Source organism: Curtobacterium pusillum (assembly GCF_007673235.1).
Lineage (GTDB): Bacteria > Actinomycetota > Actinomycetes > Actinomycetales > Microbacteriaceae > Curtobacterium > Curtobacterium pusillum_C.
The window spans coordinates 82325-107192 of the sequence record NZ_VDZH01000005.1; the positions used below are offsets into that span (position 1 = coordinate 82325).

Below are 24868 nucleotides of genomic sequence, written 5' to 3' on the forward strand. Positions count from 1 at the left end.
ACACTCGGAGGAACCCGCATGCCCCTGACCGACCTGCCCCTCGACGCGCTCCGATCGTACCGACCCGAGGTCCGGCGCCCCGCCGACTTCGACGCGTTCTGGGCGGAGACGATTGAGACCGCACGGACGGCCGGGGCCGGCGTCGCACCCGTCGTCGTCCCCGCGGACACCCCGGTGACGGGACTCGTCGTCGAGGACCTCACGTTCCCGGGCTTCGCCGGCGACCCGGTCCGTGCTTGGGTCACCCGTCCGGTCGGTGCCACCGAGCCCCTGCCCGTCGTCGTCGAGTTCCTCGGCTACAACGGCGGGCGGGGGCTCCCCGGTGAGCGTGTCTCGTGGGCCCTCGCCGGGTACGTGCACGTCGTGATGGACACCCGCGGGCAGGGCAGCGGGTGGGGCTCCGGTGGCGACACCCCCGACCCGCACGGCTCCGCCCCGCACATCGGCGGATGGATGACGAGCGGCATCGGTTCACCCGCCGAGCACTACTACCGACGCGTGTACACCGACGCCGTCCGGCTCGTCGACGCCGTCCGGACGCTCTCCGGCGTCGACGCGTCGAGGATCGCCCTCACCGGCGGCAGCCAGGGCGGCGGGATCACCATCGCTGCGGCCGCCCTCGTCGAGGCGCACGTCGGACCGATCACCGCACTGCTGCCCGACGTCGCGTTCCTCAGCGACTGGGAGAACGGCACGGCGGTCGCGGTCGGCGGACCGTACCGCGAACTCGCGCAGTACCTGTCCGTGCACCGCGACGCGATCGACACCGTGTGGGACACCGCGGCGTACTTCGACGGGGTGCACTTCGCCGCCGGGATCACCGCACCGGCGCTGTTCTCCGTCGCGCTCATGGACGACGTCGTGCCGCCGCGGACGACCTTCGCGGCCTACAACGCCCTCGGCTCGGCGGACAAGGAGATCGAGGTCTACCCGTACAACGGGCACGAGGGCGGCGGCTTCCGGCACTGGGAGCGGCAGGTGGCGTTCCTCCGGGCGCGGGGCTGACCGATCTCAGAACGCGGAGGGCAGATCTTCTGACTGCGCGCACTCACTCAGCACATCGAGGACGCCGGGCGGGAACACCGGGACATCGGTGTCCAGCGGCGCCCAGCGCACCCGGCTGCCCTCGTCGAGCACCACGAGCTCGGCGTCCAACGGGACCGCGTCGAGCGCTGCCGAGCGGACCGCGAACACGTGCACGACCTCGTGCCCGGGGGTCCCCTCGAACTCGAACCGGTTCTCGAGCACGCCGAGCAGTTCGGTCTCCTCGATCGCCACGTCGAGTTCTTCGCGGAACTCCCGGTGCAGTGCTTCGACGGCGAGCTCACCGAACTCGATGCCGCCGCCGACCGCCCGGTGGAAGCGGAGCTGCCGGACCCGGTCGAACCCCTCGGAGAGCAGCACGTGGCCGTCCCGGACGGGCAACCCGACGGCGATGTTCCTGATCGTCCCCATCGGTCCACCCTGCCACCGGTCGACGACCGGCGTCGCGGTCAGCGCCCCACGCGCGACAACGACTCCGACAGCGCGTCCCGCGTCGCGAGCAACCGCTGCGCGCGGGCGTCCATGTCGTCCCGGATCGCGACGACCTGGTCGATGATCCCCGGACACTGGTCCTCGACCTTCGTGCCCCGGGTACACGGCAGGACCTGCTCGATGAGAGCCGTCGGGAGTCCGAGGTCGAGCAGCATCTTGATCGTGCCGACCGTCTCGACGTCCGACTCGTCGTACTCGCGGTACCCGTTCGACCGGCGCTCGGGGCTGATGAACCCGAGCTGCTCGTAGTACCGCAGCGAGCGGGCGCTCGCCCCACTGGCCCGGCTCAGGTCACTGATCTGCATCGTGCCGCCTCCCGCTTGACCTTGACACTGATGTCAGAGTTTAGCGTGCCGTCCATGAACGTCTTCGTCATCGGCGGCACCGGCTACTTCGGCTCGGTCCTCGTCGAACACCTCCTCACCGCCGGCCACACCGTCACCGCCCTCGCCCGGTCCGACCGGAGCGCGGGACGCCTCCGGGCAGCGGGCGCCGAACCCGTCGCCGGATCGATCGCCGACACCTCGGTGCTGCGATCTACTGCTGCGACCGCGGACGCCGTGGTGTACGCCGCCTCCGACTACACCCCGACCGAGGAGTCGATGCAGGCGGAACTCGCCGCCGTCGCCGCGATCGTCGACGGTGCTGCCACGAGCGGGACGACCCCGAAACCCGTCGTCTACACCTCGACCGGCCTGGTCTACGGCCCCGACCCGACCGACGTCACCGAGGACGCCGAGCTCCCCGAGGTGAGCGCACAGCCCGTCAAGGCGCAGGCGGAGCGGATCGTGCTCGGCGACGCCCGGGTCGCGGGCATCGCGATCCGCGCCGGGCTCGTCTTCGGCCGCGGGGGCACCGGTCTCGTCACGGGCCTGATCGGAGCCGCGGCGGCGAACGGCGCGTCCACGTACATCGGCGACGGCGCGAACGCCTGGTACCCGGTACACGTCGACGACCTCGCGAACCTCTACGTCCGGGCGATCGAGCACCCGGTCCCCGGCGTCTTCAACGCGGTCGGGACCGTCCCGTTCACGTTCCGCGAACTCGCCGAGGCCATCGGCGACCTCACGGGCACCCCGAGCGTGTCCGTCCCGCTCGAGGTCGCCGAAGCGCAGATGGGCCCGTCCGTCCGCACGCTGACGACGTCGACCCACCTCCTCGCGACGAAGGCGCAGTCCGCCTACGGCTGGCGTCCTTCCGAGCGCTCGCTGCTCGACGACGTCCGGAACGGCTCGTACGTCGCCCCGACGCCGGCCTGACGTCCGCGACGCCACCAGACGGCGGACTGGAGGCGCGGTGCCAGCCCGCACCGCGCCTCCAGTCCGTCGGTGCGTCGCTCACCGCGCGTCGGCCGGCGGTGTCCAGACGGGGCCGCCGCCGACGGCCTCCGCGATGCGGCGGCCGATCACGCCGAGCTGGCGGGCCTGCGCCGGCGTGACGGCGTCGAAGACGACACGGCGGACGAGGGCCTGGTGCGCCGGCGTGGAGACCACCACGTGGTCGTGACCGGCCTCGGTGAGCTCGGCGAGGGTGAACCGGCCGTCGCTCGGGTCGACCGTGCGGCGGACCCACCCCTTCCCCTCGAGGCGGGTCACGGCACGGGACAGGCGCGAGAGCGTGCAGCTCGCGTACCCGGCGAGCGTGCTCATCCGGAGGGTCCGGTCGGGCGCGCCGTCCAACGCGGAGAGGACGCCGTGCTCGAAGTGCGTCAGACCACTGTCGCGCTGGAGCTGCGCGTCGAGCGCGGTGGGGAGCCGTTCGAGGACGGTCGCCAGGGCGGCCCAGACCTCCATCTGCTCGGCGCTCAGCGCGGTGTCCTCGTCGGGGTTCGGCATGTGTCGAGGCTAGCACCGTGACTTGCCCAGGCAAGTCATCCGCCGTAGGTTGACTTGCCTGAGCAAGTAAAACGACAGGAGTGGACATGGATCTGGGACTGACCGGCAGGACGGCGTTCGTCAGCGGTTCGACGCAGGGAATCGGGTACGCGATCGCCGCGGCGCTGGCCGCCGAGGGCGCGCGGGTGATGCTGAACGGGCGGGAACAGTCCCGTGTCGACGACGCCGTGGGACGGCTGCGGGCCGCACACCCCGGCGCGGAGGTGTCCGGCATCGCGGCGGACTTCGCCGACGCGGACGAGGTCGCCGGGTTGATCGAGCGGCTGCCCGAGGTCGACGTCCTCGTGAACAACGTCGGGCTCTTCGGGCTCGCCGAATTCGACGCGATCGGGGACGACGAGTGGGCCAGGTACCTCGACGTCAACCTGATGAGCGGCGTCCGACTGTCCCGCGCGCTGCTCGGTCCGATGCTCGACCGCGGTCGGGGCCGCGTCGTGTTCATCAGCAGCGAGTCCGGCGTGAACGTGCCGGTCGACATGGTCCACTACGGCGTCACGAAGGCCGCGACGGTGGCGCTCGCGAACGGCCTCGCGAAGCGGACGCGCGGCACCGGCGTGACGGTGAACACGGTGCTGGGCGGCCCGACGTACTCCGACGGTGTGGCCTCGACGGTCGAGGCGATCGCGGCGGCGCAGGGCGCGCCGGTCGAAGCGGTGCAGGCGGCGGTGATCGGCCAGAACCGGACGACGCTGCTCGAACGGTTCATCGCACCGGAGGAGATCGCGCACCTCGTGACCTACCTGGCGAGCCCGCGGTCCTCGGCGACGAACGGTGCGGCGGTCCGGGCGGACGGCGGCGTCCTGACCGGCATCCTCTGACGCCCGCGCGTACCCTCCGCCGCGCGGGCATCGAGTGAGCAGAAATGGTCGAGTCGCGCGAACGGACTCGACCATTTCTGCTCCCTGAACGCGTCCGCGCCAGCGCCAGGCGCCCCCTCAGACGCACTCCCACGTGACGATCCGACGGTCCGACGCCTCGACCTCGCGGACGGCGCCGGTGACGCGCACCACCGCGCGGTCCGTGGCGGAGCCGGGGACGGGCTCTGGACCGGACCCGCTGCCGACGGCCACGATCCCGTCGGCGTGCACCGTGCCTCCAGGCCGTGACGCGGCGGCATGCGACGCGACCCACACCTCGACGTCGCCGGGCTCGACCACCTTCCGGAGGTCGCGACCGGTGAACGCGAACCGCTGGACCGGCACCCTGAACCGCACCCGCACCGTCTCCCCCGGTGCCAGCGCGACCCGCGCGTAGCCGAGCAGCTGCACGACGGGGCGGGTGACGCTGGCGTGCACGTCGTGGCCGTAGAGCTGCACCACGTCGTCGCCCGCGCGCTCCCCGGTGTTCCGGACCGTCACCGACACGTCGAACGTGCCGTCGCTGCGGACCGTGGGGTCGGTGACGAGGTCCTCGTACGCGAACGACGTGTACGCGAGCCCGAAGCCGAACGGCCGCACGGGCGTCGAGTCCGCGGCGGTGACGTCGGACGGACCGCCGAGCCGCGGGTGCAGGTACGTGTACGGCTGCGCTCCGGCGGCGCGCGGGAGCGAGACGGGCAGGCGGCCAGAGGGGTAGGCCGCTCCGGTGAGGAGCTCGGCGATGGCGGTCCCGCCCTCCTCGCCGGGGAAGAACGCCTGGACGACGGCAGCCGGCCGCAGCGCGTCGGGCCGCTGGGCGTCGCCGTCGAGCGCCCACCCGATCGCGTACGGCCGCCCGGTCAGCAGCACCACGACGGTGGGCGTGCCGGTGGCGACGACGGCCTCGACGAGTTCGCGCTGCACACCGGGCAGGTCGAGGGACTCGGTGTCGTTGCCCTCGCCGACGGTGCCGCGGCCGAACAGTCCGGCCTGGTCACCGACCACCACCACGGCGATGTCGGAGCGCTTCGCCACGGCGACGGCGTCCGCGAACCCCGAGCGATCCGTGCCGGTGACGGCGCAGCCGGTGGCGAACCGGACGGCGGACGGCCCGAGCGAGGTGGTGAGGGCCTCGCGGACGGTCGGGATGTCGAAGCCGAGCGGCAGGTCCGGGTGCGCGGCGAGCACGTGGTTCGCGAAGGAGTAACAGCCCTGCAGGGCCTCGGCACGGTCGGCGTTCGGGCCGATCAGGGCGACCGAGGTGCCGGGGCACAGGGGCAGGACGGGCGCGGCACCGGCGACAACCGGCTCGTTCGTCAGCAGGACCAGCGACCGTGCCGCCAGTTCCTTCGCGAGCGCCCGGTGCCGGGGTGTGTCCAGGTCGATGCCGGCGGGCGCGTCGCCGTCGAACGCGGACGGGTCGAGCAGCCCGAGCCGCTCCTTCTGCCGGAGGACCCGGAGCACCGCCCGGTCGACGAGCGCCTCGTCGAGCAGCCCGGCACGCACGCGGTCGACGAGCGGCTGCAGGAACGCGTCCCCCGTCGGCAGCTCGACGTCGATGCCCGCGGACAGCGCCAGCGCCGCAGCCTCACCGCGGTCGGCGGCGATGCCGTGCATGACCTCGAGGAACGCGACCGAGAAGTAGTCGGCGACGACCGTCCCGTTGAACCCGAGCCGGTCGCGCAGCAGGTCCGTCAGCAGCTCGTCGTTCGCCGCGACGGGCACGCCGTCGATCTCGGCGTACGAGTTCATGACGCTCCGCGCGCCGCCGTCCCGCAGCGCCATCTCGAAGGGCGGCAGGAAGACGTCCGCGATCTCGCGCGGTCCGGCGTGCACGGGCGCGTGGTTCCGCCCGGCCTGCGACGCCGAGTAGCCGAGGAAGTGCTTCAGCGTCGCGTCGACGCCGGCGCCCTGCAGCCCCCGGACGTACGCCGTGCCGATGGTCCCGACCAGGTACGGGTCCTCGCCGATGCACTCGTCGACGCGTCCCCAGCGCGGGTCGCGGACCACGTCGAGCACGGGCGCGAGGCCCTGGTGAACACCGAGCTGCCGCATCGACTGCCCGATCACGGCACCCACCTGCTCGACGAGGTCCGGGTCGAACGCGGCACCCCACGCCAGCGGGGTCGGGAACGTGGCGGCCTTCCAGGCGGCGAGTCCGGTGAGGCACTCCTCGTGCACGAGCGCCGGGATCCCGAGCCGGGTCTCACGGGTGAGTCGTCGCTGTTCGGCCCACAGCCAGGCGGCACGCTCGTCCGGTTCGACGGGTCGGGTGCCGTAGACGCGGGTGAACTGGCCGATGCCGTGCCGGGTGATGTCCGCCAGCGATCGGCCGTCCGTGGGGGCCGTCATCTCGCCCTGCATCGGGGCGACGACGCCGTTCTGGTCGAGCCAGTAGCCGACGAGCTGGGCGGTCTTCTCCTCGAGGGTCATCGCGGCGAGCAGGGCGGTGGCGCGGGTGGTGCGGGTCGCGTCCGTCGTGTGCACGGCATCGGCCTGGAGGCGCGGGTCACCCCCGGCGGTCCGCGTCGCGTCCGTCGCCGTCACCCCTTCACCGCCCCGGTCAGGCCGCCGACGATGCGGCGCTGGAAGACGGCGAAGAACACGAGCGCCGGGATCATCGACAGCGACGTGAACGCCAGGACCCGTGCGGTGTCGACGGAGTACTGCGACGAGAACGCCTGCACCCCGAGCGGCAGGGTGTACGCCGATGCGTCGTTGAGGATGAACAGCGGCAGGATGTAGCTGTTCCAGCTGCCGATGAACGCCAGGATGCCGACGGTCACGACGCCGGGCAGCGACAGCGGCACGACCATCCGGAAGAAGAACCCGAGCCGGCTGGCGCCGTCGATCGACGCGGCTTCCTCGAGTTCGTCCGGGATCGCCCGGAGGAACGGTACGAGGATGATCACCGTCGTCGGCAGCGCGAACGCGATCTGCGGCAGGATCACCCCGGCCAGGCTGTTCGTGAGCCCGAGGTCCTTGACGAGCAGGTACAGCGGCGTGATCGCGACGGTGATCGGGAACATCAGGCCCGCCGCGAACAGGGAGTACAGCGCGTCCCGGCCGCGGAACCGGTACCGGGCGATCACGAAGCTCACCATGAGACCGAGGACGACGACGCCGACCGTGGTGGTGACGCCGGCGATCACCGAGTTGCCGAGCTGCTGCCAGAAGACGCCGCTCGACAGCACCGAGAGGTAGTTGCCGAACTGCCACGGGCTGGGCAGGCCGGCCGGGCTCGCGGTGATCTGCGAGTTGCTGCGGAACCCGCCGAGCACGATGTACAGCACCGGCCCGACGCAGACCGCGATGAACAGCAGGGCGACGAAGTACGTGCCGAGGTTCCGTTCACGACGCACGGGTCCGGTGTCCCGGGGCGGACGGCCCCGTCCCGGCGAGACGATGGAGGCGGTGGCGGTCATCGGTCGGCCTTCTCGGTGAGGGCGCCGGCGGTGTCCCGGCGCAGGACGAACCGCTGGTAGACGAGGGCGACCGCCAGCGAGATGAGGAAGATGACCACGGCGACGGCGTTGCCGTACCCGTAGTTGCCGGACATGCGGCCGTTCGCGACCATGTACGTCGCCATCGTCGAGGTGCCCGCCGTCGCGGCGATGTACTGACCCCAGATGATGTAGACGAGGTCGAACAGCTGCAGCGACCCGATGATCGACAGGAACGCCCAGATGCGGACGGTCGGGCCGAGGAGCGGCAGGGTGATCCGCCGCTGGATCTGCCAGTAGCTCGCGCCGTCGAGCTGCGCTGCCTCGAACAGCTCCTCCGGGATGCTCTGCAGGCCGGCGAGGAACAGGATCACCGCGAAGCCGATGTACTTCCACGAGATGATCGCCAGCAGCGTCCAGATCGCGATGTCCGGGTTCGACAGCCAGTCGGCGCGCAGGGCACCGAGGCCCACCGCCTGGAGCAGGTCGTTCACGGCGCCGCTCGACTGCAGCATGAGGCTCCAGCCGGTGCCGACGATCACCTCGGAGATGACATACGGCAGGAAGATGAGGACGCGGATGAGCCCGCGGCCGCGGATGCGCTGGTTGAGCAGCAGCGCGAGCACGATCGCGATCGGCCCCTGCACCAGGAGCGATCCGATCACGATGAACGCGTTGTGGAGCAGCACGCCCCGGAAGTCCGGGTCGGTGAAGATGATCGCGTAGTTCTGCAGGCCGACGAAGTCGGTGGGGGTGCCGTACCCCTGCCACTTGTAGAAGCCGTAGTAGGCGGCGAGCGCGACGGGCAGGATGACGAACCCGACGAACATGATCGTCGCCGGGCCGGCGAGGACCGCGATCTCGACGCGGGTACGGACGTCGGTGCCCTTCCGGGCCCGGCGGGCCGGGGCCGACGGCGAACCGTCGGCCCCTCCCTGGTTCCGTCCCGTCCCGGACCGCGCTTCGGGGCGGGGTGCGACGGAGGTGGTCATCGTGTCGTCACCCCTTGGCCGCGGCCTGGTTGATGGTCTTCACGATGTCGTCCACCGATCCCTTGCCGGCGAGCAGGTTCACGACGCTCGTGTTGAGGGCGTTGCCGACGTTCTGGCCGTAGACGGTGTCGAGGTAGTTCGAGACGAACGGCGCCTTGTTGTAGGCCTCGAGCACGGTCTTCAGGTAGGGCTCGGTGACCACCGACTGCGCGGACTGGTTCGCCGGGATCGCGTTGAAGGCCTTGTAGTAGGCCTCCTGCACGGGCTTCTCGGTCATGTAGTTGAGGAAGTCGGTGCAGGCCTGCTTCGGAGCCTTCGCCGAGCAGGAGAACCCGTCGACGGCGCCCATCATCGAGCCGGGTGCGCCCTTGCCGCCGGAGACCTCCGGGAACGGGAAGAAGCCGAGGTCGGCGAGGGGCTTGCCGTCCGGGGTGAGCGAGGAGATCACTCCGGGGTCCCAGGCGCCCATGAGCTCCATCGCGGCCTTGTGGTTCGCGACGAGACCGGCGGAGCTGCCGGCACCCTGCTGCGATGCCGTGGTGAGGTACCCGTCGTTGAACGGCTTCGTGTCGAAGAACGCCTTGGTGTCCTTGCCCGCCTGCGTCCAGCAGGAGTTCGTGAACTTCAGGTCCTTCGCGGTCTTCGTCAGCGTGCTCTCGCTGCAGGCACGGAGGGCGAAGTTGTAGTACCAGTGCGCTGCCGGCCAGGCGTCCTTGGCCCCGACGGCGACGGGTTGGATGCCGGCGTCCTTGAGCTTCTGGATGTCCGCGTTCAGCTCGTCCATCGTGGTGGGCGTGCCCTCGATGCCGGCCTGCTCGAACAGGTCCTGGCTGTACCAGATGCCCTCGGGGTTGACGTCGACCGGCATGGCCCACGTCTTGCCGTCCTGCTCGTACCCGCCGAACGCGGCGTCGCTGATCTCGCTCTTCGCCGTCTTCCCGATCGAGCCGGAGATGTCCATGAGCTGGCCGGCGTTCACCATCGCGGCCATCTTGCCGCCGCCGCGCTGCAGGAACACATCGGGGGCGGACCCGGAGTTGAGCGCGGTCTGGAGCTTGCCGTCCAGGTCCTCGTTCTGGATCGCCTGGATCTTGATCGTCACGTTCGGGTTCTTCGCCTCGAAGTCCTTGACGGTCTTCGCCCAGAACGCCTTGCCGGGTCCGGTGGTGGAGTTGTGCCAGAAGGTCATCGAGACCTTCCCGCCGTCACCCCCGGCGGCGTCGCTGCCCGCTGAGCAGCCTGCGGCCACCAGTGTTGTGACCCCGATCAGCGCGATGGCTGCCGCGGCACGGATCTTCCTCGTCATCGTGGAACTCCTGAGTGTCGTCGTTGACATGCAGCGACATCGACTGCCGCTTGCGGAGAGCGTGCCAGGTGGTCAGGAGCCTTGTCAATCGATATCGATAACGTTTTCTTTGCCGATTTCGCGCCGAGGCAGCGGTACGGTGTGCACATGGACACGGCTCTCGGCATGCGTCCCGGAGCCGGCCGGGTGACGATCGCGGACGTCGCGCGGGCCGCCGGGGTGTCGATCCCCACGGTGTCGAAGGTCATCAACCAGCGCGACGGCGTCGCACCGGCGACGATCCTCCGCGTGCAGGAGGTCGTCGAGCAGCTCGGGTACGAGACCTCGCTCGTCGCCCGGAGCCTCCGCAGCTCCCGGACCGGGGTCGTGGGCATCCTCGTGCCCGAGTTCGAGCCGTTCTCGACCGAGCTCCTGCGCGGGATCTCGAGCGCCACCATCGGCACCGGCTACGAACTGCTCGCCTACGCGGGTCTCGTCACGGGCGCCGGCCAGCCGGGGTGGGAGCGGCGGTCACTCTCGCGGCTGTCGGGCACGCTCATCGACGGCGCCATCGTCGTCACGCCCACCACGGCACTGTCGAGCACGTCGATCCCGGTCGTCGCCATCGACCCGCACACCGGCCCCGAGGGACACGCGACCGTCGACGCCGACAACGAGGACGGCGCGGTCCAGGCGGTCGAGCACCTGGTCGCGCTCGGACACACACGCATCGCGCACCTCCGCGGCCGCCCGGACCTGGCGTCCGCGCAGCTCCGCGAGGCCGGTTACCGTCGCGCCCTCGTCGCCGCCGGACTGCCGGTCGACGAGGGGCTCGTCCGGGACGGTGGCTACCAGGAGGACCAGTCCGCCACGGTCGCCCGCGACCTCCTCGCCGCAGCCGATCGGCCGACCGCGGTGTTCGCCGCCAACGACTCCTCGGCGGTGGGTGTCCTCCGCGCCGCGGCCGAGCTCGGGCTCCGCGTCCCCGAGGACGTGTCCGTGGTCGGCTTCGACGACGTGCCGCAGGCGTCGACCACGACCCCACCGCTGACGACCGTCGCACAGCCGCTCGCCGAACTCGGGTCGCGCGCCGTCGAGATGCTGCTCACGATGCTGCGCGGCGAGCCGACGTCCGACCACGTCCGGTTGCCGACGACCCTCCGCGTCCGGGCGAGCACGGCGCCGCCGGCCGTCGACTGAGCAGCAATCGTCGAGTCGATCGATGGGACTCGACAATTGCTGCTCACTCAACGCGAGCGGGCGAGCGGGCGAACGGGCGGGCGGGCGAGCGGGCGAGCGGGCGAGCCCAGTCCCACGAGACTGCGCGACTCAGCCCACCGACCGCCGCAGCGTCTCCTTCGGGTACTCGCCGAACCGCTCCGCGTACGCCGCCGAGAACCGCCCGAGGTGCGCGAACCCCCACCGCCGCGCGACGTCGCCGACCGCCCCGGCCTGCGGGTCCGCGTCGAGCAGTTCGGCCCGCACGCGGTCGAGCCGCACCTGCCGGAGGTACGTGAGCGGCGACACGTCGAACACCCGGCGGAACGACTCCTGCACCGACCGCACGCTCAGCCCGGACGCCGCCGACAGGTCCGAGATCGTGACGGGTTCCGACGCGTGGTTGTGCACGTACTCGACGGCAGCCCGGAGCCGTGCGTTGCGCGGCTGCCCGAGGACTGCTGGCAGGTCGTCGAGGAGCGGCGGGAACACGTCGAGGAACACCTCGGCAGCGGCCACCTTCGCCCCCTGCCAGGCGACCGACTCGGTCCCGCCGACCCGCAGCGCGCGGGCGAGTGCGGTGAGCGCTCCCTGCCACCGCCGGGCGGACTCGGAATCGGGCTCCCCGTGGGCGTCGAAGCGCAGCGCGGCGTCGCCGTGGGAGCCCGCGACCCGACGGACGAAGGCCCGGTCGAGGTGCACGATGCGCAGGTCGTGGTCCGCCGTCCGGAACGCGAACTCCTGGTCGGGCGGGAGCAGGAGGGGGACGTCGTGCGGCAGTGTGCGCCGCTCGGTCTCCACGGAACCGGCGCCGATCCAGAGGACGACGTAGTCACCGCCGGCCGGGACGACCCCCTGCAGCACGCCGTGCAACTGCGCGCGGCGGATCGTCACCTCGGTGTCACCGACGGCGGTGTAGCGGTGGTCGAAGGCGCCGTCGCTCGGATGCGCGACCCAGCGGCCGACGACGTCCGACCCGGCGCCGTAGACGCCGGCCAGGTCGCGCACGGCGTCGTCCGGGCGGTGGCCGGTGAACTCGAACCGGATCGCCTCCGGACCCTCGGAGGGACTCGTCACCTGCTCGCTCACACGCACCCCCGATCCGACCCGGGTGTCCACATCCCGCTGTCACCCTCGTTATCTGGATACGCTGGCCCGATGAGCGCGGCGTATCGTGGCGCGCAATCGATCCGCACCGAGGGGGCGACCACGTGAGTGAGATCGACCTGACCGCGGCCCTCACCCGGCTCGAAGCCGCGATGGGGTCGCTGCGAGGTCGACTCCGCGACCGGCTCGACGTGACCGGATCGGACCTCACGGTGCTGCAGTTCGTCGCCCGTGCCGCAGCGGCCGAGCGGAAGGTCCGCGTGAAGGACCTCGCCACGCACCTGGGCCTGAGCGGGCCGGCGGTCACGGGCACGGTCGACCGGCTCGAGCGCGCGGGCCACCTGTGCCGCGTCCCGAACCCGGACGACGGCCGGAGCCGCTTCATCGAGCTGACGCCGGAGACCGAGCGCGCCTACGCATCGGCGATGGACAGCACGAACGAGCACCTGCACGAGCTGTTGTCCTCCTTCACTGATCGCGAGCGGGCGAAGTACGTCCGGGTCATCGACCGCGTCATCGAGGCGCTCGAGTTCGGCGCCCCGTCGCCTTGACGGCAGGGTACGGGCGACGACGACCGCACCCCGATCATTTGTCCACCAAGCGCAGTTAGGTAACTTCCCTACCTATCTTGCCGGACGCCCCGCCCGCGCGCCCGTACCTTCGTCCACGGATGCCCCCGATCGGGGGTACGAGGGCGAAGGGAGCGAACGATGAGCCACTACGAGTCGCAACAGGGCGTCGACCCGGTCCGCATCGAGACGTTGCGGCTGATGCGCAAGCGCTGGAAGCACGGCGAGCAGCAGGACGGCGCCGGGCTGTACGAGGACTTCTTCACGGACACGGTCCGCGACCCGCGTCGCGGCTGACGACGGGTCACCCGGTCCGGCCTGGAGGCGCGGCGCGGCTCCGTCACGGACGCTCCGGCACCAGGGACACCGAGTTCGGCCCCACGGTCGCCGTGGCCAGGTCGACCCGGGCCAGGCCCCCGGCAACGAGCGCGTCGGCGATCGTCAGGCGCAGGGCCGTCTCGGTGTGACGGCCGGTCGCCGCGCGGGCGCCGCCCGCGCCGGAGGGCGCGGTGTCCTCCTGCACGTTCACCCGCAACGAGAGCACCCCGGGCAGTCCGACGAGCACCGTCGCGAGCGCGGTGACGACCGGTCCGCCGATGGTCGTCGTGATCGTCGTCCCGAGGGAGCCGACGAGCGCGAACAGCCTGGTCGAGAGCGTCCCGACCACCGCCTGCGTCAACGGGTTCACGAGCGAGGTCGCCAGCCCGGTGACGACGCCGAGCAAGCCGCCGAGCGGCAGGCCGAGCAGGTCGACGCCGACCGTCAGCTTCGTCTGACCGGACATCAGCGCTGCGATCCCGGTGTCGACCCCGACGGAGAGCTTCGCGATCGGGACCCGCACGCCGAGCAGGGGCGCGCTGAGGTCCGCCGCGAGGGCGATCTGGAGGCGGATCGACCCGAGCGCCGTCGTGAGCGCCGCGGTGATCCGGCCTGCCCAGGCGTCCACGACCTGGCCGAGCCGGTCGGCGAGCGCGCCGAGGGTGACCGCGTCGAGGACCACCTCGTGGTTCGGCGGCAGGTCGTTCAGGCCGTGCTCGTCGTCGCCGAGCAGGTGCGCGAGGTCGACGCGGATCGACCCGGCCGACAGGTCGAGCACGAGCGTGCCGCCCGGGTCCTGGACGGGTTCGGACAGCAGCGGGGACACTGCGGCCCCGAGGTCCGGGCCGGTGAGCACGACGGTGCCGCCGACCGTGCCGAGTCCGAGACTGCCGGTCAGCGTGCCGAGGACGCCGAGCACACCCTGGTTGATCGTCCGTGCCAGGACGCCGTCGCTGCCGCCGAGGGCACCCACGGCGGTGTCGAGCTGGACCACGGTGTCGTCGACGGCGGTGACGAGTGCGCCGACGAGCGGGCTGTCCACGCGGAGGTCGAGGCTCGCGATGCCGTAGTCCCGGGTGACCCCGGTCGTCTCCCCCGCCGCGACGGCCCGCTGCACGGCTGCGCGGAGGTTCGTGCGGAGCGCCTGCTGCACGACCCCGCCCCAGAGCTCGTCCTCGAGCGCGTCGCACCCGGCGAGCTGCGCGGTCGCCCCCACCGCACCGACGTCCAGACCGACGTCGGTGACGTTCGCGATCCCCGGCAGGGCACGACCGAGGGTGACGGCCGCCGGTTCGGGCAGCTCGCTCGTGGGTGTCGTGTCGGTGAAGAGCAGGCCGCCGGAGTCCGCGACGAGCCCCGCGGCCGCCACGGCGTCCCCGGTCCCGGCGGCGGTGGCGACCTGGTTCACCGCGCCCGCCGAGCCCGCCGGCAGCCCGACGCCGAGCCCGGTCAGGTCGATGCCGACCAGGTCGCCGAGCAGCCCCACGTCGAGCGGGTTGCCGAACGACTGCGCGTACGGCTGCGCGTTCCCGATCTCCGGCGACGTGGCCGGCTCGACCGATGCGGGAGCGGCGCCGGTCTTGGCGACGGCGACGCCCCGCACGGTGGCGAGGTCGTCGAGGTCGGTCCCCGCCAGGGAGCCGCTGAGGAACCGGCTCGAGGCGGTGGCGGTGTACCCGGAGTCCGCCCCGCAGTCGAACGACGAGGTCCCGACGGCCGCCGTATTCCACTCCCGGTCGGTCCAGGACGCCGTGCTCGGGACGGCGGTCGGCACGACGAGCGCGGCGGCGAGGGCGATGCCCGCCGCCACGGCGGACCGGCCCCGCGGGGTCACGGTCGCACCTCCGCTGCCCGCGCTCCCCGGCGGCTGCGCAGCGCGATGCCGGCGAGGACCGCGGCGAGGGCGACGAGCGCCGGACCGACGAGGGGACCGCCGGTGTACGCCAGGGCCGGAGCGGGAGCCCCCGGCCGCCCGGTCACCACCGGGTCGTCCCCGCGGGCGGTGACCCCGAGGCCGAGGCGTCCGCTCAGTCCGGCGAGCCCGGGGTCCGCGGCGTCGGCCAGCGACGAGCGGACCAGCAGGTACGCCGTGCCGTCACCGTCGGGATCGGGCACTCGGACGACCGGGCTCGTCGTTGCCCAGTCCTCGGCCGGCGTCGCTCGGACGAGGTCGATCGCGTCACCGGTGCAGCTCGGGGTGCCGCTCGCATCCCGCCACGCGCGGTCGCAGGACGACACCGTGACGAGGAGCCCGGTCGGGGCCTCGGCGAGCGCGCCGTCCTTGCGCACCTCGAGGTCGAGCGTGACGGGCCCCGGGGCCCGCACCTCCGTGCGCACCTGCCACGCCGTCTCGGTGACGCCGGCCGTGTCGGGGAGCGTCCGCGGCTCTGGTCCGGTGTGCAGCACGAGGCGACCCGGCGTGCCGGTCTCGGGCACGGGCCTCCAGTCCGACGCGGCGACCGCCGCCACCGTCGTCCCGGCTCCGGCGCACCCGACGACCACGGCGGCGAGCGCCAGGAGAGACGTCAGCCGCCGGATCACGTGTCCTCCTCCTGTCGGCGGTCCGGCCAGAACGCCCAGGCGACGAGCGCGCCGACGGCCGCGACGGCGATCCCGCGGGCGACCGGACTCGTCAGGGCCACGAGCACCGAGCCGAGCGTGGGTGCGTGGGCGAGGACGAGTCCGGCCTCGCGCACGACGTACGGGTCGCGGTCGTCCGAGGCGTTGTCGTCGCCGCGGAGCGTCAGCGACCGCGCACCGGTCTCGCCCGGAACCGGTTCGACGGCGACGATCCGGTGCGTGACCGGCAGGGCGGAGCCCGGTCGGGGCACCGTGACGACGTCGCCCTCGTGCAGTTCCGTCGCCGGGACGTCGTGCGTGATCGCGAGTCCCCCCGCGGGGATCGTCGGCGCCATCGACCCGGTGGTGACGACGACGAACGACAGCCCGGTCAGGGCGATCGCCACCCACCCGAGCAAGCAGGCGAGGCCGATCGCGCCCGCGACGGTCACGACGACCGTGCGGACCCGGTCGACGAGACGACGGGGTGGCGCCGTGTCCTCTGCTGAGGACGACGGCGCGGTGGTGCCGCGCACGACGCGCTCAGTCGGACTCGGCGGCGAACTGCCAGGCCGGTGCGGCGGTCCTCCCCTGCAGGGCGTCGAGCGGCACGCCCGCGGGCAGGGTCGGCGACGCGGGCAGGGAGACCTCGAAGCAGTACAGCTGCGTCGAGGCCCCGGCGGCAGCGAGCCGTTGCGGTGCCGAGGCGGCGGTGGTGCCGAGCGGCCCGTCGGCGATGACGTTCGCCGGGGTCGCGAAGGCGGTGGCGTCACAGGCCGCCGTGGTGCTCGTCGCCGTGGCGACCCGGACGTGCAGCGCATCCCAGAGTGCGTCGTCGGCGTCGGTCACGGTGATGCCGTCGGCGGGGACGGCCGCGCGGAGGGCCACGTCGCCGGCGACCGAGTCGGCGGTGGTGCGCAGGGCGACGGGGGCGTACGTCGCGGTACCAGGGGAGAGCGCCAGAGCGTCGACCGTGAACCGGAGCGCCTGACCCGGGTTCGTCTCGTCCGAGGTGAATCCGGCCGCGGTGAACGGTGCCGTGACGTTCTGCTCGACCTCGAAGCGCGAGGTGCCGACGCCACCGCCTCCGGAGCCGTTGCCGCCGAACACCCACTCGGTGTCGGTCCACGAGGCGAGCGTGTAGCCGAGGCCGCCCACGACGAGGGCTCCTCCGGCCGCGAGTGCGAACGCCCTGGTGCGGTTGGTGCGGCGTCGAGCGCGCGCGGGTGTGCTGGTGTCAGCCATTGCCGTGTCTCCTGATCCGTGACGTCGACCGGATGCGACGACGGCCCGGGGTGGTTGGTCCCGGGCCGTCGTGCTCGACGTCGTGCGTCGATCCTCTCGCAGAGCTGAGAGATCGACAAGGTCTGCTCAGCCCTTGACCGCCCCCGACGTCAGCCCGGACACGATCGACCGGCGGAACACCAGCACGAGGATGACGATCGGCACCGTCGCCGCGACGCTCGCCGCGAAGATCTGGGCGAACGGCACGGTGAACTGCGTCCCGAACAGGGCGATCCCGACCGGGATGGTCCGGAACGAGTTCTCGCTGTTGAACGTCAACGCCATCAGGAACTCGCTCCACGACGCCGTGAAGGTGAACACCCCGACCGTGAAGAGCCCCGGCTTGGCCATCGGCAGGATCACCGACAGCACCGTGCGCCAGGCTCCGGCGCCGTCGATCTCGGAGGCCTCCTCGATCGTCGAGGGGATGCCCTGCAGGTAGTTCCGCATGATCCAGATGGCGAAGGGCAGGTTGAACGCCACGTACGGAACGATCAGTCCGGGGTACGAGTTGAGCAGCCCGAGGTTGCGCTCGAGCAGGTACAGGGGCGTCAGGACCGCGATCGCCGGGAACACCGAGAGCATGAGCAACGAGGTCATGATCGCCGTGCGGCCCCGGATGAAGCGGCCGGCCAGCGCGTACCCGGCGAGGAACGCCAGGGCGAGCACGATGACCGTCGTCGACACCGACACGATGACGCTGTTCACCATGTACTGGCCCAGGGCGTTGTCGCGGAAGGCCACCACGAAGTTGTCGAACGTGATCGCCTGCGGCCACGCGGTCGGCGGCGACTGCGAGATCTCGGACGCCGGCTTGAGCGACGTCGTGACGAGCCAGTACAGCGGCAGCGCGGTGAGCACCGCGATGACGACGCCACTGACGTTGACGGTGTTGACCCACTTGCGCCACCCCCGGCGCACGCGTTGACGGGGCATCAGTCGTCCCCTCCCTTCGCCTGGTTCCGGAACGCCCGGAGGAACAGCAGACAGCCCGCAGCGACGATGACCGCCGTGGAGGTCGCGATCGCCGCGCCGGGCCCGATGTTGATGTCCTGGAACAGGACCTTGTAGCCCATGATCGCGAGCGACTGGGTGCTGGTGCCCGGTCCGCCGTTCGTCAGCACGAACGGCAGGTCGAACACTCCGAACGCCTGCAGGATGCGGAACAGCACGGCGATCGTGAGCGTCGGCGTGAGCTGCGGCAGGACCACGCGCCAGAACGTCTGCCACGTGCTGGCGCCGTCGAGCTCGGCCGCCTCGTAGTGGTCCTCGGAGATCTGCACGAGCCCCGCGAGCAGGATGATCGCCACGAACGGCGTCGTCTTCCAGATGTCCGCGACCATCAGGCCGGTGATCGCGGGGACCGGTTCACCGAGGATCACGGGCGCCTCGCCGAACAGGCCGAAGAACCACGTCGCGACCCCGTAGGTGGAGTCGTAGACGTACTTCCACAGCTGCGCGTTGACGATGGTGACGAGCGACCACGGGACGAGCATGAGCGCGAGCATCCAGCCGCGCGTGGCCCCGAGCCGCTCGAGCACGAGGGCGACGAGCATCCCGAGCACGAGCTCCACCGACACCGTCACGAGCGTGTACAGCACCGTGAAGCCCAGTGCCCGGTACCAGTCGGCGCTCTGCAGCAGCGCCGCGTAGTTGCCGAGCCCGAACGACTGGATGGAGAAGCCCTCGTAGCCGACCTCGACGTCCGCGAAGCTCAGGACGATCGAGTACACCACCGGGAAGATCGTGACCGCCGCCACGACCAGGAGCGCCGGGGCCGCGAAGCCCCACGCGCCCCGCGCGCGGATGCGGTCGAGCCGCGACCGCCCGGTGAGGCGAGGCGGCGGGTCGAGGCGATCCGTGCCTCCAGGCCTGGTCGACGCCCGTGTGGCGGTGCCGGCGCTCACAGCGCTTCCCCCTGCAGCGCGAGCGAGATGGCGGAGGCCATCGCACTCGTGCCGCCGTCCACCGATGCCTGCCCGCCGAGGATGCTGTTGCCGTTCTGGTACACGCCCTGCGAGACCTTCGGGTAGTACGCCGTCGAGGTCGGGCGGGGCACGAGCGTGATGCCCGCGGCGGTGTCGTACGTCGGGCGCTGCTGCCGCTTGGCATCAGCGCTGACGAGCGACGCGCTGCGGGCCGGCAGGACGCCGCCCTCGCGGGTGAGGAACTGCTGCGCGGTCTCGCTCGACATCCAGCTCGCGAACGTCAGCGCCGCGGCGGGCTGCTGCGTGTGCGGGTTGATGTAGTTCCCCCACCCGCCGATCGTCGAGTGGTGCTCGTCCATGCCGTCGAACGTCGGTCGTGCGGCGAGCCCGACCTTGCCGGCGACCCGGCTGTCCGGGCCGTTCGCGATGCCCCAGGCGTACGACCAGTTGCGGAGGAACGCCGCCCGCCCGCCGGAGAACGCGTCGTTCGTGTCCTGCTCCTGGTACGTCAGGGTGGCCCGCGGGCTCGCGCCGTCCGTGATCAGGGACCGCATGAACTCGAACGCCCGCTTCGTCTCCGAGCTGGTCGTCTCCGGCTTCGTCAGGTCGTCGTTGAGCAGCGAGCCGCCGGCGTCCGCGACGAACTCGGTGACGTTGCAGGTGAGCCCCTCGTACACGTCGCCCTGGAACGCGAACCCGTACGACACGTCACCCGTGTCGACGAGCTTCGCGGCGGTCTCGCGCACTTCCTCCCACGACTTCGGCACCTGCAGGGAGTGCTTGGCGAGCAGGTCCTTCCGGTAGAGGAAGAACGACTCGTCGATGTAGAGCGGGAACATGTAGTACGTGCCGTCGACGCTCGCCGCCCGGCGCAGGCCCTCGGGGAACTGGTCGAAGAAGTCCTCGCCGACGAGCTGGTTCACCGGGGTGGCGAGCTTGTTCTTCGCGAACTGGCCCGGCCACGCGACGTCGCCGAGGTACACGTCCGGCGTGCTCGACCCCGCGGCGATCTGCGTCGTCAGGCTCGTCCGGTTCGTGTCGGTGTCGCTCGGAGCGCTGACGATCCGGACCCGGATGTTCGGGTGCTCCTTCTGGAACTCGGCGATGAGCCGGCGCCGGAGGTCGCCGCCGTCCTTCGACGCGACCTGACCGGCCCACCAGCTGATCGTGACGTCGCCCTCGGGCGGATCGGTCGGCCAGTTCTCGACGGTGGTGCGCTCCGGGCGGGTGGAGCAGCCGGCGAGCAGCAGCACCCCCGCTCCCCCGAGCAGGAAGAACCTGCGGTCGATTGCCATCCGTCCTCCTCGACGTGTGGTGTGGCGTTCCTGTGGATCCACACAACCAACGCTCCCTGGACGCCCGGTGGGCGGGGTGTGGAGCGCGACCCGACGGCGGCCTGGAGGCGCGGTGCGGGCCCGCCACGCGCCTCCAGGCCGACACGATGTCGCGATGGCGACAGATCTCGGGTCCGGGCCGCGGGTCGTGTCGCGAAAGCGACAGAGGTGCACGGAAGTTCGGCGGCAGACTGTCGCTCTCGCGGCGGGTCAGCCGGGCGCGGGGGCCGTCGAGTCGGCGAGGTGGATGGCGCAGGGGATGAGCGTGTGCGTGAGCGCGGTCGTCCGACCCTCGAGGCGGTCGGTCAGGGACTCCACCGCGAGCCGCCCGAGTTCCGGCCCCGGGGCGTTCAGCGTCGTCAGCACGGGTTCGGTCGCGGCACCCGCACCGTCGGAGGAGACGATCGCGATGACGGAGACGTCCTCGGGGACCCGCCGCCCCGCTGCGATCAGGCCGCTGACGAGCCCGAAGTTCGAGTCGTCCTTCATGATGATCGTCGCCGTGACGTCGGGGTCGCTCGCGAGGAGCTCCCGCGCAGCCCGCCGCCCGCCCTCGGCCGAGGCCCCTGACGCGACGACCGTGCCGTGCAGACCCCGGCGGGCCATCGAGGCCCGGAACGCCGCCTCGGACCGGACCTTCGGCCCGTAGTCGGCCATGGCGGTGCCGTCGAGGTCCTCCACGACGAGCCCGATCCGCCGGTGCCCGAGGCCGGCGAGGTGGTCGAGCGCGTCCTCGACGGTGCGCTCGAAGTCGATGTCGACGTACGACATCGACGACGGCTCCGCGGTGCGGCCGATGGCGACGAACGGGACGTCCATCGCGGCGAGCTGCTCGATCCGGGGGTCGTGCATGGTGACCTCCATGACGACGACGCCGTCCGCGAGGCCGCCCGAGATGAGGTCGCGGACGTCCTCCGCGGTGGTCGCGGCGGGCCAGAGCACGAGGTGGTACCCGAGCTCCGAGGCCCGGCTGGCCGCGCTCGTGAAGAACTGCAGCGCCGTCTGGCCGAGCCGGTGTTCGAGCACCGGGAACAGCAGCGCCAGGATGTGCGTCCGTCTGGAGGCCAGTGCTCGCGCGACGACGTTGTTGCGGTACCCGAGCTCGCGCATCGCCGCCGTCACCCGGGCGCGGGTGTCCTCCGACACGCGCTTGTTGCCGTTCACCACGAACGACACCGTGGCGATCGACACCCCAGCCCGGTCGGCGACCTGCTGCATCGTCGCCATGACGTCTCCCGTTCGTGTGATCCGCTCACTGTAGCGCCGCGGAGACCGGAGAAAGTCTGTCTAAGCGCTTTACTGTCGAAGCGCTTAGATGCTAGCTTCGTGCCACTCGGGACGCGACGGAGCGCTTCTGGTCCGGTTCGCACCCGATCCACGGACGGCACGCCCGCCCGTGCCCGGCAACCATCCAGAGAAGAGCGAAGCAATGAAGCCTCGACACCGCAGGACGCCCAAGGTCCTCAGCGCGGTCGCCATGCTGGCGGCCGTCCCCCTCGTCCTCGCCGGCTGCTCCGGGGGCTCCTCCGCGAGCTCCGGCGGCAAGGTGGACTCGATCACCGTCCTCGACTACTACAACCAGGGCAACGACAAGAAGGTCATCGGCGAGTACCTCGACAAGTGCGGCGCCGAGAACGACGTCACCATCAAGCGCAGCCTGGTGCCCGGCGCCTCGCTGATCCAGAAGGTGCTCCAGCAGGCGTCGTCGAAGACGCTGCCGGACGTCCTGATGCTCGACAACCCCGACCTGCAGCAGATCGCCGAGACGGGTGCGCTCTCACCGCTCACCGACTACGGCATCTCGACCGACGGCTACGCGAAGGGCGTGCTGCAGGCCGGCACGTACAAGGGCAAGGTCTACGGCCTCGCCCCGACCGTGAACACCATCGCGCTGTTCTACGACAAGAAGAAGCTCGCCGCCGCCGGCGTCACCCCGCCGAAGACGTGGGACGAGCTGAAGACCGCCTCCGCGAAGCTCACCGCGAACGGCGAGTACGGGTTCGCCGTGGACGCCAACGCCACGTACGAGGGCACCTGGCAGTTCCTGCCGTTCATGTGGTCGAACGGCGGCGACGAGAAGGACATCGCCACCGCGAAGACCGCCGAGGCGCTGTCGCTCTGGACGGACCTCGTCAAGGACGGCTCGATGTCGAAGAGCGTCGTCAACTGGACCCAGGCCGACGTCAACGACCAGTTCATGGCCGGCAAGGCCGCGATGATGATCAACGGCCCGTGGCAGATCCCGGCGCTCAAGGACTCCGGCATCGACTACGGGATCGCGCAGATCCCCGTGCAGTCCGCCAGCGACACCGCCGTGGCACCGCTCGGCGGCGAGGTCTGGACCGTCCCGAACACCGGCGACAAGGCGAAGCAGCAGGTCGCGGCCAAGGTCGTCGACTGCATGAACGACGCGAAGAACCAGCTCGCGATGGCCAAGCTCCGCTACACGATCCCGTCGAAGACCGAGGTCGCGCAGCAGTTCGGCAAGGACGTCCCGGAGGAGCAGGTCTTCGTCGACCTGGTCGCCGACGCCCGTGCCCGCACCGGTGAGCTCGGAGCGGACTGGCCCAAGGCGGCGACGAAGATCTACACCGCCGTGCAGTCCGCGCTGACCGGGCAGGACTCGCCCGCCGACGCGCTGAAGAACGCGCAGTCGAGCAACTGAGCATGACCTCCACCGCGACGCACGTCGCCCCGCAGCGGGCCGCCGGGGACGGGAGCACCACTCCCGCCCCGCGGCCCGCCCGCCGGGGCCGCGGTCTGCGCTTCGAGCGGATCGCCCAGCTCCTGTTCCTGCTGCCCGCCGTGCTGTTCCTCGTGCTGTTCTTCGGCTACCCGGTCGTCAAGAACATCGTGATGAGCTTCCAGGCCTACACGACCTCGACGTTCTACACGGGCGAGGCGCCGTGGGTCGGGCTCTCGAACTACGTCTCCGTGGTGTCGTCGCAGCTGTTCAGCACGGCGCTGCTCAACACCGCGCTGTTCACGATCGGGTCGATCGTCGGCCAGTTCGTCCTCGGGCTGCTCCTCGCCCTGTTCTTCCGGCGGAACTTCCCGCTGTCCGGGCTCCTCCGCTCGCTGCTCCTGCTCCCCTGGCTGCTGCCGCTCATCGTCTCGAGCGCGGTGTGGAAGTGGATGCTCGACCAGGACTCCGGCGTCGTGAACCAGTTCCTCGGGATCTTCGGCATCGGCTCGGTCCCGTGGCTCACCAGCCCGGCGGTCGCGCTCATCACCGTGATCGGCGTGAACATCTGGATCGGCATCCCGTTCAACACGACGATCCTCTACGGCGGCCTGCAGGACATCCCGACCGAGCTGTACGAGGCCGCCGCGCTCGACGGGGCGACCGGGTGGAAGGCGTTCTGGTCGATCACCTGGCCGATGCTCCGACCGGTCGTCAGCGTCACGCTCGTGCTCGGTGTCGTCTACACGATCAAGGTGCTCGACATCATCCTCGGGTTGACGAACGGCGGGCCGGCGAACGCCACCCAGACGATCGCGACCCAGTCCTACGACCTGTCGTTCAAGCAGTTCGACTTCGGCCAGGGCGCCGCGCTGAGCAACATCCTCATCGTGATCTCCGCCCTGTTCGCGATCGTCTACCTCCGTCTCAACCGGAAGGCCATCGATGACTGACGCAGCAGCGACGCGGGCCGTCGTGACCCGCGGAACCCGTCGCACCACCCGCCCGACCACCCCGAAGCAGTGGGTGCTGTCCGGTGTCGGGATCCTGATCCTCGCCGTGATGCTCTTCCCGGTCTACTGGATGATCAACATCTCGCTGCAGCCGGCCGGTCCCGCGATCGAGGCCGCCTGGTTCCCGATCCACGCGCAGCTCGGCGGGTACGCACAGGCCATTGCCGACCAGGGCGGCGCCCTCGTCACGAGCCTCGCGATCGCCCTCGGCAGCGTGGTCGTCAGCCTGCTCATCGCCACGCCCGCGTCCTACGCCCTCGCGCAGTTCAAGGTGAAGGGCGTCGGGGCGGTCCTGTTCGGGATCCTCATCTCGCAGATGATCCCGGGCATCGTCGTGGCGAACGCGCTGTACGCCGCGTACAACGACCTCGGGCTCCTCAACACGATCCCCGGACTCATCCTCGCCGACTCCACCGCCGGGGTGCCCTTCGCGATCCTCATCATGCGGGCGTTCATGCAGAACATCCCGCCGTCGATCATCGAGGCCGCGAAGGTTGACGGTGCGGGGAACTTCCGCGCGTTCCGCTCCGTGGTCGTGCCGATCAGCGCCAACGCCCTCATCACCGCCGGGCTCTTCACGTTCCTGTTCACCTGGAGCGACTTCCTGTTCGCCCTGACGCTCACCACCACGGGTGACGTCCGGCCGATCACGCTCGGCATCTACAACTACATCGGCACCTTCACCGCCGACTGGTCGACCGTCATGGCCGCCGCGGTGATGGCCTCGGTCCCCGCCATCGTGCTGCTGCTCGTGGCGCAGAAGTTCATCGCTGCCGGGGCCACCGGCGGCGCCGTCAAGTGACCGGGTCCACCGGCCCCCGAACCGGGCCTACCGGCCCCGGAAAGG

25 protein-coding genes are annotated in these 24868 nt (G+C 71.3%); 9 read left to right on the forward strand and 16 right to left on the reverse strand.

Annotation, left to right across the window (positions count from 1 at the left end; genetic code table 11):
• The first annotated feature begins 18 nt into the window (after window positions 1-18).
• The gene (locus FS532_RS14285) at window positions 19-1005 is read left to right on the forward strand and encodes an acetylxylan esterase (protein ID WP_144755713.1); all 987 of its coding nucleotides are present in this window, start codon (window positions 19-21) and stop codon (window positions 1003-1005) included.
• 6 nt (window positions 1006-1011) lie between these two features.
• On the opposite strand, the gene FS532_RS14290 is transcribed toward FS532_RS14285, so the two are convergent.
• Window positions 1012-1455, reverse strand: coding sequence for an NUDIX domain-containing protein (locus FS532_RS14290; RefSeq protein ID WP_144755715.1), 444 nt, complete (start codon window positions 1453-1455; stop codon window positions 1012-1014).
• 38 nt (window positions 1456-1493) lie between these two features.
• Complete coding sequence (locus FS532_RS14295; protein WP_079238321.1) at window positions 1494-1841, reverse strand: MerR family transcriptional regulator; 348 nt, start codon at window positions 1839-1841, stop codon at window positions 1494-1496.
• Window positions 1842-1895: 54 nt separating this feature from the next.
• Here FS532_RS14295 and FS532_RS14300 point away from each other — a divergent pair, with 54 nt between their 5' ends.
• Window positions 1896-2795 carry an NAD-dependent epimerase/dehydratase family protein gene (locus FS532_RS14300; protein WP_186322051.1) on the forward strand — a complete coding sequence of 300 codons (900 nt, stop codon included), beginning with the start codon at window positions 1896-1898 and terminating at the stop codon, window positions 2793-2795.
• A 78-nt stretch (window positions 2796-2873) separates the two neighbouring features.
• On the opposite strand, the gene FS532_RS14305 is transcribed toward FS532_RS14300, so the two are convergent.
• Window positions 2874-3371: a MarR family winged helix-turn-helix transcriptional regulator gene (locus FS532_RS14305; protein ID WP_144755722.1), complete on the reverse strand. Its 498-nt coding sequence runs from the start codon at window positions 3369-3371 to the stop codon at window positions 2874-2876.
• A gap of 86 nt (window positions 3372-3457) precedes the next feature.
• Between FS532_RS14305 and FS532_RS14310 the strand changes: the two genes are divergently transcribed.
• Entirely contained in the window at window positions 3458-4249 is a 792-nt protein-coding gene (locus FS532_RS14310; protein ID WP_144755725.1) for an SDR family NAD(P)-dependent oxidoreductase, read from the forward strand.
• Between the two features lie 117 nt (window positions 4250-4366).
• On the opposite strand, the gene FS532_RS14315 is transcribed toward FS532_RS14310, so the two are convergent.
• The 4 genes from FS532_RS14315 to FS532_RS14330 form a co-directional block, all read right to left on the reverse strand.
• A complete protein-coding gene (locus FS532_RS14315) occupies window positions 4367-6721 on the reverse strand; it encodes a glycoside hydrolase family 3 N-terminal domain-containing protein (protein WP_144756448.1) in 2355 nt (784 codons plus the stop codon).
• Between the two features lie 110 nt (window positions 6722-6831).
• Window positions 6832-7713 (reverse strand): carbohydrate ABC transporter permease, encoded by an 882-nt coding sequence (locus FS532_RS14320; RefSeq protein WP_144755728.1) that lies wholly within the window; start codon window positions 7711-7713, stop codon window positions 6832-6834.
• Window positions 7710-8723, reverse strand: coding sequence for a carbohydrate ABC transporter permease (locus FS532_RS14325; RefSeq protein ID WP_144755731.1), 1014 nt, complete (start codon window positions 8721-8723; stop codon window positions 7710-7712). Before FS532_RS14325 ends, FS532_RS14320 begins: the two co-directional genes overlap by 4 nt.
• Before the next feature lie 7 nt (window positions 8724-8730).
• Complete coding sequence (locus tag FS532_RS14330) at window positions 8731-10029, reverse strand: ABC transporter substrate-binding protein (protein WP_144755734.1); 1299 nt, start codon at window positions 10027-10029, stop codon at window positions 8731-8733.
• Between the two features lie 147 nt (window positions 10030-10176).
• Between FS532_RS14330 and FS532_RS14335 the strand changes: the two genes are divergently transcribed.
• Window positions 10177-11208 carry a LacI family DNA-binding transcriptional regulator gene (locus FS532_RS14335; RefSeq protein WP_260852747.1) on the forward strand — a complete coding sequence of 344 codons (1032 nt, stop codon included), beginning with the start codon at window positions 10177-10179 and terminating at the stop codon, window positions 11206-11208.
• Between the two features lie 129 nt (window positions 11209-11337).
• On the opposite strand, the gene FS532_RS18925 is transcribed toward FS532_RS14335, so the two are convergent.
• Window positions 11338-12315, reverse strand: coding sequence for a helix-turn-helix transcriptional regulator (locus FS532_RS18925; protein ID WP_222121998.1), 978 nt, complete (start codon window positions 12313-12315; stop codon window positions 11338-11340).
• A gap of 122 nt (window positions 12316-12437) precedes the next feature.
• On the opposite strand from FS532_RS18925, the gene FS532_RS14345 reads away from it, so the two are divergent.
• Window positions 12438-12884: a MarR family winged helix-turn-helix transcriptional regulator gene (locus tag FS532_RS14345; protein ID WP_144755737.1), complete on the forward strand. Its 447-nt coding sequence runs from the start codon at window positions 12438-12440 to the stop codon at window positions 12882-12884.
• 159 nt (window positions 12885-13043) lie between these two features.
• Window positions 13044-13199: a hypothetical protein gene (locus tag FS532_RS18725; protein WP_186322052.1), complete on the forward strand. Its 156-nt coding sequence runs from the start codon at window positions 13044-13046 to the stop codon at window positions 13197-13199.
• 43 nt (window positions 13200-13242) lie between these two features.
• On the opposite strand, the gene FS532_RS14350 is transcribed toward FS532_RS18725, so the two are convergent.
• The 8 genes from FS532_RS14350 to FS532_RS14385 all read right to left on the reverse strand — a co-directional run bounded on the left by FS532_RS14350 (window position 13243) and on the right by FS532_RS14385 (window position 21552).
• The gene (locus FS532_RS14350) at window positions 13243-15054 is read right to left on the reverse strand and encodes a choice-of-anchor G family protein (RefSeq protein ID WP_144755740.1); all 1812 of its coding nucleotides are present in this window, start codon (window positions 15052-15054) and stop codon (window positions 13243-13245) included.
• Window positions 15051-15761 (reverse strand): hypothetical protein, encoded by a 711-nt coding sequence (locus FS532_RS14355; RefSeq protein ID WP_144755743.1) that lies wholly within the window; start codon window positions 15759-15761, stop codon window positions 15051-15053. The genes FS532_RS14350 and FS532_RS14355 overlap by 4 nt, the downstream gene beginning before the upstream one ends.
• Entirely contained in the window at window positions 15758-16315 is a 558-nt protein-coding gene (locus FS532_RS14360; RefSeq protein ID WP_144755746.1) for a signal peptidase I, read from the reverse strand. The genes FS532_RS14355 and FS532_RS14360 overlap by 4 nt, the downstream gene beginning before the upstream one ends.
• Window positions 16316-16322: 7 nt before the next feature.
• Window positions 16323-17024 carry an acyl-CoA dehydrogenase gene (locus FS532_RS14365; protein WP_144755749.1) on the reverse strand — a complete coding sequence of 234 codons (702 nt, stop codon included), beginning with the start codon at window positions 17022-17024 and terminating at the stop codon, window positions 16323-16325.
• A 126-nt stretch (window positions 17025-17150) separates the two neighbouring features.
• On the reverse strand, window positions 17151-17999 hold the full coding sequence (locus tag FS532_RS14370; RefSeq protein WP_260852748.1) for a carbohydrate ABC transporter permease: 849 nt from the start codon (window positions 17997-17999) through the stop codon (window positions 17151-17153).
• Window positions 17999-18970, reverse strand: coding sequence for a carbohydrate ABC transporter permease (locus FS532_RS14375; RefSeq protein WP_186322053.1), 972 nt, complete (start codon window positions 18968-18970; stop codon window positions 17999-18001). The genes FS532_RS14370 and FS532_RS14375 overlap by 1 nt, the downstream gene beginning before the upstream one ends.
• Window positions 18967-20286, reverse strand: a complete 1320-nt coding sequence (locus FS532_RS14380; protein ID WP_144755752.1) for an ABC transporter substrate-binding protein — start codon at window positions 20284-20286, stop codon at window positions 18967-18969. The genes FS532_RS14375 and FS532_RS14380 overlap by 4 nt, the downstream gene beginning before the upstream one ends.
• Window positions 20287-20535: 249 nt before the next feature.
• Entirely contained in the window at window positions 20536-21552 is a 1017-nt protein-coding gene (locus tag FS532_RS14385; RefSeq protein WP_260852749.1) for a LacI family DNA-binding transcriptional regulator, read from the reverse strand.
• A 202-nt stretch (window positions 21553-21754) separates the two neighbouring features.
• Here FS532_RS14385 and FS532_RS14390 point away from each other — a divergent pair, with 202 nt between their 5' ends.
• Genes FS532_RS14390 through FS532_RS14400 form a run of 3 tightly spaced genes read left to right on the forward strand, consistent with a single transcriptional unit; the run spans window position 21755 to window position 24823 of the window.
• The gene (locus tag FS532_RS14390; RefSeq protein WP_144755755.1) at window positions 21755-22990 is read left to right on the forward strand and encodes a sugar ABC transporter substrate-binding protein; all 1236 of its coding nucleotides are present in this window, start codon (window positions 21755-21757) and stop codon (window positions 22988-22990) included.
• A gap of 2 nt (window positions 22991-22992) precedes the next feature.
• Entirely contained in the window at window positions 22993-23961 is a 969-nt protein-coding gene (locus FS532_RS14395; RefSeq protein WP_144755758.1) for a carbohydrate ABC transporter permease, read from the forward strand.
• Complete coding sequence (locus FS532_RS14400; protein ID WP_144755761.1) at window positions 23954-24823, forward strand: carbohydrate ABC transporter permease; 870 nt, start codon at window positions 23954-23956, stop codon at window positions 24821-24823. The genes FS532_RS14395 and FS532_RS14400 overlap by 8 nt, the downstream gene beginning before the upstream one ends.
• The last annotated feature ends 45 nt before the right edge of the window (window positions 24824-24868 follow it).

What these genes read in the sequence shown, in the direction of transcription:
- FS532_RS18725 (WP_186322052.1), top strand. Translation starts at nt 13,044, where the DNA reads ATGAGCCACTACGAGTCGCAACAGGGCGTCGACCCGGTCCGCATCGAG.
- FS532_RS14315 (WP_144756448.1), bottom strand. Translation starts at nt 6,721, where the DNA reads ATGACCCTCGAGGAGAAGACCGCCCAGCTCGTCGGCTACTGGCTCGAC.
- FS532_RS14290 (WP_144755715.1), bottom strand. Translation starts at nt 1,455, where the DNA reads ATGGGGACGATCAGGAACATCGCCGTCGGGTTGCCCGTCCGGGACGGC.
- FS532_RS14400 (WP_144755761.1), top strand. Translation starts at nt 23,954, where the DNA reads ATGACTGACGCAGCAGCGACGCGGGCCGTCGTGACCCGCGGAACCCGT.
- FS532_RS14305 (WP_144755722.1), bottom strand. Translation starts at nt 3,371, where the DNA reads ATGCCGAACCCCGACGAGGACACCGCGCTGAGCGCCGAGCAGATGGAG.
- FS532_RS14310 (WP_144755725.1), top strand. Translation starts at nt 3,458, where the DNA reads ATGGATCTGGGACTGACCGGCAGGACGGCGTTCGTCAGCGGTTCGACG.
- FS532_RS14365 (WP_144755749.1), bottom strand. Translation starts at nt 17,024, where the DNA reads ATGGCTGACACCAGCACACCCGCGCGCGCTCGACGCCGCACCAACCGC.
- FS532_RS14370 (WP_260852748.1), bottom strand. Translation starts at nt 17,999, where the DNA reads ATGCCCCGTCAACGCGTGCGCCGGGGGTGGCGCAAGTGGGTCAACACC.
- FS532_RS14295 (WP_079238321.1), bottom strand. Translation starts at nt 1,841, where the DNA reads ATGCAGATCAGTGACCTGAGCCGGGCCAGTGGGGCGAGCGCCCGCTCG.
- FS532_RS14385 (WP_260852749.1), bottom strand. Translation starts at nt 21,552, where the DNA reads ATGGCGACGATGCAGCAGGTCGCCGACCGGGCTGGGGTGTCGATCGCC.
- FS532_RS14300 (WP_186322051.1), top strand. Translation starts at nt 1,896, where the DNA reads ATGAACGTCTTCGTCATCGGCGGCACCGGCTACTTCGGCTCGGTCCTC.
- FS532_RS14285 (WP_144755713.1), top strand. Translation starts at nt 19, where the DNA reads ATGCCCCTGACCGACCTGCCCCTCGACGCGCTCCGATCGTACCGACCC.
- FS532_RS14390 (WP_144755755.1), top strand. Translation starts at nt 21,755, where the DNA reads ATGAAGCCTCGACACCGCAGGACGCCCAAGGTCCTCAGCGCGGTCGCC.
- FS532_RS14320 (WP_144755728.1), bottom strand. Translation starts at nt 7,713, where the DNA reads ATGACCGCCACCGCCTCCATCGTCTCGCCGGGACGGGGCCGTCCGCCC.
- FS532_RS14330 (WP_144755734.1), bottom strand. Translation starts at nt 10,029, where the DNA reads ATGACGAGGAAGATCCGTGCCGCGGCAGCCATCGCGCTGATCGGGGTC.
- FS532_RS14325 (WP_144755731.1), bottom strand. Translation starts at nt 8,723, where the DNA reads ATGACCACCTCCGTCGCACCCCGCCCCGAAGCGCGGTCCGGGACGGGA.
- FS532_RS14395 (WP_144755758.1), top strand. Translation starts at nt 22,993, where the DNA reads ATGACCTCCACCGCGACGCACGTCGCCCCGCAGCGGGCCGCCGGGGAC.
- FS532_RS14335 (WP_260852747.1), top strand. Translation starts at nt 10,177, where the DNA reads ATGGACACGGCTCTCGGCATGCGTCCCGGAGCCGGCCGGGTGACGATC.
- FS532_RS14380 (WP_144755752.1), bottom strand. Translation starts at nt 20,286, where the DNA reads ATGGCAATCGACCGCAGGTTCTTCCTGCTCGGGGGAGCGGGGGTGCTG.